The organism is Lachnobacterium bovis, from assembly GCF_900111325.1.
GTDB lineage: Bacteria > Bacillota > Clostridia > Lachnospirales > Lachnospiraceae > Roseburia > Roseburia bovis_A.
Map to the genome: position 1 here is coordinate 1 of NZ_FOGW01000040.1, position 7,227 is coordinate 7,227.

The following is a 7,227-nucleotide window of genomic DNA, read 5'->3' on the forward strand; positions in this document are numbered from 1 at the left end:
GAAAAAATGCGAAGAAAATTCAAGAGTATATTCAGAATCAGTTAAAAGAAGATTTAGAATATGATCAAATGACACTGAAGGAATATGTAGACCCGTTTACGGGTGAGCCGGTAAAGCAAAACAAATAAAAAGAGCCCATGGGGCTCAGTAGGGAAATGATGTTGCGGCTGGCGAACCTTTCGACGAGTCTTTAGACTCAGTGCCGGTAATATGCCCTTATAGGGCAAGAGCAAACCACCGGCTAAGCCGGTGGTGCTGATTACAATTTTGTTTTACAAAAACCTATCGATCTAAAGGATTTTTTGCAATTTCTACTAAGATTTTTACAACTGTTTGCATTGATTCAATTGAAATGTGTTCAAAAGGACCATGGAAACCGTATCCGCCAGTTCCTAGGTTTGGACAAGGAAGTCCTTTGAAGGATAACATTGCACCATCAGTTCCGCCACGAACAGGTCTTGATATTGGTTCGAGTCCAACAGTTTTAATAGCATCTTTTGCTAAATCAACAACATACATATGATTTTCAATAATTGATAGCATATTGTTGTATGAAATTGATGTATTTATTGTTACTGTGTCTTTTCCGTATTTTTCATTAAAAGAATTTGTGAGATCTTCTAAAAATTTTATTTTATCATTAAATTTGTCTATATCATGATCTCTGATAATATAGTTTAAAGTAGTTTTTGCAACATCACCAGATATATCAATTAAATGGAAAAATCCTTCACGACCACAAGTTTTACATGGTGTTTCATTTTTAGGAAGTTGATTAGCAAAATCACAAGCTAAAAGTGCTGAGTTAACCATAATATTTTTGGCTTCACCTGGGTGAACATTTACACCTTTGAATGTAATAGTTGCACTTGCAGCATTGAAGTTTTCGTAAGCAACTTCACCCTCATAGTCACCGTCTACAGTATAAGCATAATCTGCTTTAAAATAATCTAAATCAAAATTAGATGCACCGGCACCAATTTCTTCATCTGGGGTAAAACCAACCCAGATATCACCATGTGGAATGTTATTTTCAATAATATACTCTAAAGCAGAAATAATCTCAGAAATTCCAGCTTTATCATCGGCTCCGAGTAATGTTGTTCCATCTGTTGTAATTAAAGTGTTACCTTTTAAATTTTTTAAAGTTGGGAAATCAGAAGTTTTTAAGTATTCGTTTGAACCTTTTAATAAAATATCATTACCATCATAATTTTCGATAATCTGTGGTTTAATATTTTCGCCAGAATAATCAGGTGCTGTATCAATATGTGAAATAAATCCGATTGCTTTTTTATTTTCCATTCCTGAAGTTGCAGGGAGTAGTCCGTAAACATAGCATTTATCATCGAGTTTTACATTTGATAAACCTAAATCATTTAATTCCTGCTCTAAAACTTTTGCTAAAGTGAATTCTCTTTTGCTACTAGGTGTAGTATTTGAGTTTTCATCAGATGTTGTCCAATAAGAGACATATTTTAAAAATCTTTCTTCTACTGTTTTTTTCATAATGTGTATATCCTAGTGGATAAATCTCCTTTCAAGTTAATAAAATGTGGATAAATAGCTACTTATCCACAAAAAATTGTGGTTAACTTTTTTATATAATGAAAATCGCCACATTACATATTATAATACAGAAAGAAGAGGAATTATATATTAAATTTTTTATAAATAAAAATATAAAAAACATAAAAAAGGTATTGCAAAATTTGATAGAGTGGTATATAATAATAACTGTCGTCAGGCAAGAAAAATAAATAATATGCGTCATTAGCTCAGCTGGCAGAGCACCTGACTCTTAATCAGGGTGTCCAGGGTTCGAACCCCTGATGACGCATTTAAGTACTAATTTTGGACAGGTTATGTTGCAGATTAGTACTTTTTTTGTTATATAAAAGAGAGTAATCTATAAATTAGACAAAATAATAAGTCGTTTTTTTAAAATATATAAACAAAAAAGGGTTGTTTAGACTTAGAAATAGAGAATTGTTCTTGAAAAGAAAACAATTTTAAAATGTCGTTTAAAAAATTTATGTTGAAATACATATGAGTAAAGAGATTGGAGATTTATGAGTAAAGGATATTTGCCAATTTGTAAACAAGACATGATTGAAGCTGGAATTAGTCAGTTTGATTTTATATATATTTCAGGTGATGCGTATGTGGATCATTCTAGTTTTGGAAGTGCAATTATATGTAGGTTGTTAGAAGCGCATGGTTATAAAGTTGGGATGATTTGTCAACCTGATTGGAAAAATCCAGAGAGTATAATGGAATATGGAGAACCTAAATACTCATTCATGGTGTCGGCAGGTAATATGGATTCTATGGTTAATCATTACACGGTTAACAAAAAGCATCGTAGTAAAGATTCCTATAGTCCTGGTGGTGTAATGGGAAAAAGACCAGATTATGCAGTTATAGTTTACTGCAATTTAATTAGACAAGTTTACAAACACACACCGATCATAATAGGTGGAATTGAAGCGAGTCTTAGAAGAATGGGGCATTATGATTATTGGTCTAATAAGGTTAGACGTTCAATCTTGTTGGATTCTGGTGCGGATATTATTTCGTATGGAATGGGTGAACACAGTATAATAGAAATTGCGGATGCATTAGCTAGTGGAATAGAAATTAAAGATATTACATTTATAGATGGAACTGTTTATAAAACTAGAAAAGAAGAAGATATTTATGATGCAATTAGACTTCCTGATTTTGAAGAAATCAAATCGGATAAGAGAAAATATGCAGAGAGTTTTGCAATCCAGTATAAAAATACAGACCCATTTCAGGCGAAAAGATTGTATGAGGCATATGATGGTAAAATGTTTGTAGTTCAAAATCCACCAGCTAAACCTCTTACAGAGATGGAAATGGATGATACATACGATTTGCCATATATGAGAAATTATCATCCTATATATGAAAAAGATGGAGGGATTCCAGCATTAAATGAAATTAAATTCAGTTTAACATCAAATAGAGGATGTTATGGAAGCTGTAATTTCTGCGCTTTGACTTTTCATGAAGGTAGAATTATTCAAGCAAGAAGTCATGAATCAATTTTAAAAGAAGCCAAACAGTGCATAGAACATCCTGATTTTAAAGGATATATACATGATGTGGGTGGACCAACAGCGGAATTTAGAAAACCTGCTTGTAAAAAACAAACAAAATTTGGTGCTTGTAAAAACAGACATTGTTTGTTCCCTGAACCATGTCCAAATTTGGAAGTTGACCACACGGATTATATTAAATTACTTAGAAAAGTTAGAAATCTTGAAGGTGTGAAAAAAGTATTTGTAAGATCAGGATTTAGGTTTGATTATTTAGTTGCAGACAAAAACAAAGAATTTTTAAATGAATTATGTAAATATCATGTAAGTGGTCAGCTAAGAGTAGCACCTGAGCACATTAGTGATAATGTTTTGAAAAGAATGGGTAAACCAGGAGTAGATATTTACAATAAATTTGTAAAAGAGTTTACACAAGTTAATAAAAAACTAAAAAAAGACCAATATATTGTTCCATATTTGATGTCTTCTCATCCAGGAAGTACATTAAAAGATGCAATAGCATTAGCAGAATATGTTAGAGATTTGGGGTATATGCCAGAACAGGTACAGGATTTTTATCCAACACCTGGTACAATTTCTACCTGTATGTATTATACTAAGTTAGATCCGTTGACAATGGAAGAGGTGTATGTTGCGACAGATCCACATGAAAAAGCAATGCAAAGGGCTTTGATTCAATATCGAAATCCAGATAACTATGATTTAGTCAAAGAAGCATTGATTAAGGAACATAGAGAAGATTTAATAGGATTTGGAGAAGAATGCCTTATTCCACCAAGAAAGATTAAGAATTTTTCGGATTATCACCATAAGAAAAAACCAGATGGTAAATCTAAAAAACCAGATGGTAAGTCTAAAAAACCAGATGGTAAGTCTAAAAAAATAGATGGTAAGGTTAAAAAGCCAGACAATAAAAAAAGCAGTGGTAGAAAACCAAGTGAAAAAAGTGCTTTCTTTAATAAGAAAAATAAGGGCCCCAAAAATAGTAAACGTAATAAACATTAATAGAGGATAGATGATAGAGGATAGAGCATATGAAGAACAGTATGCTCTATCTTTTTTGTGTTTTTTAGCGTTTTTTTACTTTTAATTTTTCTTCTGATTTTATTTTGGTTTTTTCTTTTAATTTCACTTCTGATTTTATTTTTGTTTTTAATTTTACTTTGACTTTATTTTTTGTTATGGGATTTTGTTTCGTATTTACACAATTTATACCGCTATAATTATTCATTAGTTCTGAAAATGATTACATTCTAAAAATATTTAACTATTGCTTCAGGTTTTTTTACGTTTTTTTGGGGTGGTTTTTGTGATATTTTATGATGAATTTATGGTGATATTGAAAACTTTATTGTTGTCAGATAATTTATATTTTTAAATGAAAATAAGATTTTCATTATAAAACAGAAACTAAAGCATAATTGAGTTATGATGAAAATGATAAAAAAAACAATTAAAAAAAAATATAGTGTAAAATCGTATAAAAATCGCATATAAAATATGTGAAAAATATCTGAAAAATCATAAAATTAACAGAAGATATTTAAAATTAACATAAAGTGTAGTACAATAAAACTGTATTTTTCGTAAGGAAAATTGTGAATATAAAACAAAACAATATGAGGCACATTTTATATAGAAGAGAATTCTGATTTAAAGAGTTCTAGGATTAAAATGTGGGGATTAATGTATTGAGAGTAGGAGGAATTTACAATGGCAAGATTTACATTACCAAGAGATATTTTTCATGGAAAAGGAGCTTTAGAAGAACTTAAAAATTTTGAAGGTAAAAAAGCTGTTATCTGCGTAGGTGGCGGTTCTATGAAGCGTTTTGGCTTTTTGGACAGAGCTGAAGGATACTTGAAAAAAGCTGGAATGGAAGTAAAGATTATTGATGGTATTGAACCAGATCCATCTGTGAAAACAGTAATGGAAGGTGCTAAAGTAATGCAGGAATTCAATCCAGATTGGATTGTTGCGATTGGTGGGGGGTCACCAATTGATGCAGCAAAAGCTATGTGGATTAAATATGAGTATCCTGATATCACATTTGATGAAATGTGTAAAGTTTTTGGAATTCCAGAATTAAGAAAGAAGGCACATTTTTGTGCAGTATCATCTACATCGGGAACAGCAACAGAAGTAACAGCATTCTCAATTATAACAGACTACGATAAGGGAATTAAATATCCAATAGCGGATTTTGAAATCACACCTGATGTAGCTATTGTTGATCCTGAATTAGCTGAGACAATGCCAAAAAAATTAATAGCTCATACAGGAATGGATGCTTTAACACATGCTATTGAAGCTTATGTTTCTACAGCAAACTGCGATTATACTGATGCACTTGCTATTCATGCCATTGAAATGATTCAAAGAGATTTAGTTGGATCTTATAAAGGAGATATGGTAAAAAGAGATAAAATGCATAATGCACAGTGCTTAGCTGGAATGGCATTTTCTAATGCGTTACTAGGAATTGTACATTCGATGGCACATAAAACAGGTGCGGCATTTGCAGATCATGGATCACATATTATTCATGGAGCAGCTAATGCAATGTATTTGCCAAAAGTTGTTGCATTTAATGCAAAAGATCCAGTTGCAAAAGAAAGATATGGTGTTATAGCTGATTATATGCATCTTGGTGGAGAATCATTAAGTGAGAAAGTTCAATTGTTAATTAAATATTTGAGAAAAATGAATGATGATTTAAATATTCCACATTGCATAAAGAATTATGGGGCTGATGGATTGCCAGCAGAAGAAGGTTTTGTGCCTGAAGATGTATTTCTTGAAAGATTACCTGAAATTGCTAAAAATGCAATTGCAGATGCATGTACTGGTTCTAATCCAAGAATTCCAACTCAGGAAGAAATGGAAAAATTATTAAAATGCTGTTACTATGATACAGAAGTTGATTTTTAAAATGGAAACGAAAATTAACAACTGAAAACGCATAAAAAATAATTGATTTTCATAACTAACAAAAATGGAAACTGTAGAAGCTAAGAGATAAATAGCAAGAATATTAAAAAAACAACCCGATTTTTCCTAAAGAGTCAAACATATAATTGTTTAGAACAAAAAAAGAAATCTAGTAGGAAAATGTACCGACCTCCAATCGTTAGATTTTTGGTCTAACTTTTTGGGGTCGGTACAAAATAAGGGTTGTTTTTTATTTATTAAATTTGAGAAGTTATTAATTTACAAATATTGTTACCTTTTGAAGAAAATTTTTCTTCATATTCTGTCATAATATTTCCAACATTCATTTTATCATCATGATGTAAGTCAAAAGTATAAGCATCAAGATTCCAAGATGAAGAATCATTAATTTCATCTAGTGAAAAATTAAATAAGTCTATGTTGTCTGTTTTGAATTCGATGCAACCTTCTTTAGATAATACCTGACTATAAACATCTAAGAATTGATGAGATGTCAAACGTCTTTTGGCATGTCTATCTTTTGGCCAAGGATCTGAAAAGTTTAAATAGATTTTAGATACTTCATTTTTTTCAAAAATTTCATTTAATGTTTTGGCATCTATACAAAGAAAATGAACATTATCAAGTTGAAGTTCATCCATTTTTTGAACTGCTCTAAGTAAAACAGAAGTATAACGCTCAATTCCAATATAGTTTATATTAGGATTTGCCTGAGCGAGATCCATTAAAAATCTACCTTTACCCATTCCAATTTCTAAATGAATTGGATTGTCGTTATTAAAGAATTCGTGCCATTTTCCTTTTAATGAAGAAGGTTCATTGATGCAGAATTCACTGTTTTCGATGACATCTGTCGCGCCTGGAATATTTCTAAGTCTCATATAAAATCCTCGTATTATATAGTAGTAGTTTTTAGAGACCCTCTCCAAGGTCTTTATAACTATTCAGTCATAGTCTTTTCTTTACCTTTTCTATAGGTTCGACTATGATGTTTAGGATGCTGTGGATTGGTTATTATTTCCTACCACTTGATGGTTTAAGAAAGGCTCCAACCACAGTCTCTTTGTTCATTTGTTAATCAGTTAGATACCGCATGACGGTTTATTTAGAACGAGGTTACAATCGCAAAGAGCACCCTGTGGTTCTAAAACAGCATTAATACATTTCAAAGGAGATTTATTTTTATGAT

4 protein-coding genes, 1 tRNA gene and 1 pseudogene are annotated in these 7,227 nt (G+C 31.2%); 4 read left to right on the plus strand and 2 right to left on the minus strand.

Going from position 1 to position 7,227, the window contains the following annotated elements; translation table 11 throughout:
• Positions 1 to 128, plus strand: a pseudogene (locus tag BMY79_RS11305) (IS200/IS605 family transposase); the annotation flags it as partial.
• 154 nt (positions 129 to 282) lie between these two features.
• On the opposite strand, the gene pepT reads toward BMY79_RS11305, so the two are convergent.
• Positions 283 to 1,509 (minus strand): peptidase T, encoded by a 1,227-nt coding sequence (gene pepT / locus BMY79_RS11310; RefSeq protein ID WP_022748913.1) that lies wholly within the window; start codon positions 1,507 to 1,509, stop codon positions 283 to 285.
• Positions 1,510 to 1,767: 258 nt separating this feature from the next.
• On the opposite strand from pepT, the gene BMY79_RS11315 reads away from it, so the two are divergent.
• From BMY79_RS11315 to BMY79_RS11325, 3 genes are all read left to right on the plus strand, one after another.
• A tRNA-Lys gene (locus BMY79_RS11315) sits at positions 1,768 to 1,840 on the plus strand.
• Between the two features lie 232 nt (positions 1,841 to 2,072).
• Entirely contained in the window at positions 2,073 to 4,091 is a 2,019-nt protein-coding gene (locus tag BMY79_RS11320) for a YgiQ family radical SAM protein (RefSeq protein WP_083383573.1), read from the plus strand.
• Positions 4,092 to 4,799: 708 nt separating this feature from the next.
• Positions 4,800 to 6,017, plus strand: a complete 1,218-nt coding sequence (locus BMY79_RS11325) for an iron-containing alcohol dehydrogenase (RefSeq protein WP_027422243.1) — start codon at positions 4,800 to 4,802, stop codon at positions 6,015 to 6,017.
• 257 nt (positions 6,018 to 6,274) lie between these two features.
• On the opposite strand, the gene trmB is transcribed toward BMY79_RS11325, so the two are convergent.
• Positions 6,275 to 6,919, minus strand: coding sequence for a tRNA (guanosine(46)-N7)-methyltransferase TrmB (gene trmB / locus BMY79_RS11330; protein WP_022748909.1), 645 nt, complete (start codon positions 6,917 to 6,919; stop codon positions 6,275 to 6,277).
• Between the last annotated feature and the right edge of the window lie 308 nt (positions 6,920 to 7,227).

Excerpts from the sequence above, each read along its gene's own strand:
- pepT (WP_022748913.1), bottom strand. The coding sequence starts at position 1,509 with ATGAAAAAAACAGTAGAAGAAAGATTTTTAAAATATGTCTCTTATTGG.
- BMY79_RS11320 (WP_083383573.1), top strand. The coding sequence starts at position 2,073 with ATGAGTAAAGGATATTTGCCAATTTGTAAACAAGACATGATTGAAGCT.
- BMY79_RS11325 (WP_027422243.1), top strand. The coding sequence starts at position 4,800 with ATGGCAAGATTTACATTACCAAGAGATATTTTTCATGGAAAAGGAGCT.
- trmB (WP_022748909.1), bottom strand. The coding sequence starts at position 6,919 with ATGAGACTTAGAAATATTCCAGGCGCGACAGATGTCATCGAAAACAGT.